Below are 1,192 nucleotides of genomic sequence, written 5' to 3' on the forward strand. Positions count from 1 at the left end.
AGCGCGTCCCAGGTCTCGACCAGCGCATCCTGCAATTCGGCGATCAGCGCATCCGAATGGAACGGCGTCGGCGTGATGCGCAGCCGCTCGGTGCCGCGCGGCACGGTCGGATAGTTGATCGGCTGGATGTAGATGCCGTGCACGCCGAGCAGCCGGTCGCTCGCCATCTTGCAAAGCTCGGGATCGCCGACCAGCACCGGCACGATATGGGTGGCCGATTCCATCACCGGCAAGCCGGCCGCGGCAAGCACCTGCTTGGTCCGCGCAGCCTGGCGCTGCTGCGCATCGCGCTCGGCCTGCGAGCGCTTGAGGTGCCGGATCGAGGCGGTGGTGGCGGCGGCGATGGCCGGCGGCAGCGCTGTCGTGAAGATGAAGCCGGGCGCATAGGAGCGAACCGCATCGATCACAGCGCTTGTGCCGGTGATGTAGCCGCCCAGCGTGCCGAACGCCTTGGCTAAAGTGCCCTGGATGATGTCGATACGGTCGGCCAGGCCTTCGCGCTCGGTGATGCCGCCGCCGCGCGGTCCGTACATGCCCACAGCATGGACCTCGTCGATATAGGTCATGGCGTTGTAGCGTTCGGCCAGCTCGACGATCTCTCTGATCGGCGCGATGTCGCCGTCCATCGAATAGACGCTTTCGAACACGATCAGCTTGGCGCGCTCACGGCCGGCCGCCTGCAGCAGGCTTTCCAGATGCGCGACGTCGTTGTGACGGAAAATCTTCTTTTCGGCGCCCGAGCGGCGCACGCCTTCGATCATCGAGGCGTGGTTCAGCTCGTCCGAGATGATCAGGCAGTTGGGCAAAAGCCGGGCGATGGTCGAGATCGAGGCCTCGTTGGAGACGAAGCCGGAGGTGAACACCAGCGCTGCTTCCTTCTCATGCAGGTCGGCGAGTTCCTGCTCCAGCTCGACCAATGGGTTTGACGTGCCGGAAATGTTGCGGGTGCCGCCGGCGCCCGAACCCATCCGGCCGGCGGCGTTCTGGAACGTGGCGATGACGTCCGCGTTCTGGCCCATGCCGAGATAGTCGTTGGAGCACCATACGGTGATTTCCTCGGCGCGGCCGTTGCAACGCCAGATGGCGCGCGGGAACTTGCCTACGATGCGCTCGAGATCGGCGAAAACGCGGTAGCGCCGCTCGGCGTGGAGCTGGTCGATCGCATCCTCGAAGAACCGCTGGTAGTTCATGT

At 65.1% G+C, this 1,192-nt stretch carries 1 protein-coding gene; it reads right to left on the reverse strand.

Annotation, left to right across the window (positions count from 1 at the left end):
• Nucleotides 1-1,190 (reverse strand): 5-aminolevulinate synthase (hemA, locus tag AC0L2L_RS33320; protein WP_473584017.1); only part of this gene is annotated, 1,190 nt, incomplete at its 3' end.
• Nucleotides 1,191-1,192: the final 2 nt, after the last annotated feature.

Source organism: Mesorhizobium sp. WSM4832 (assembly GCF_055811115.1).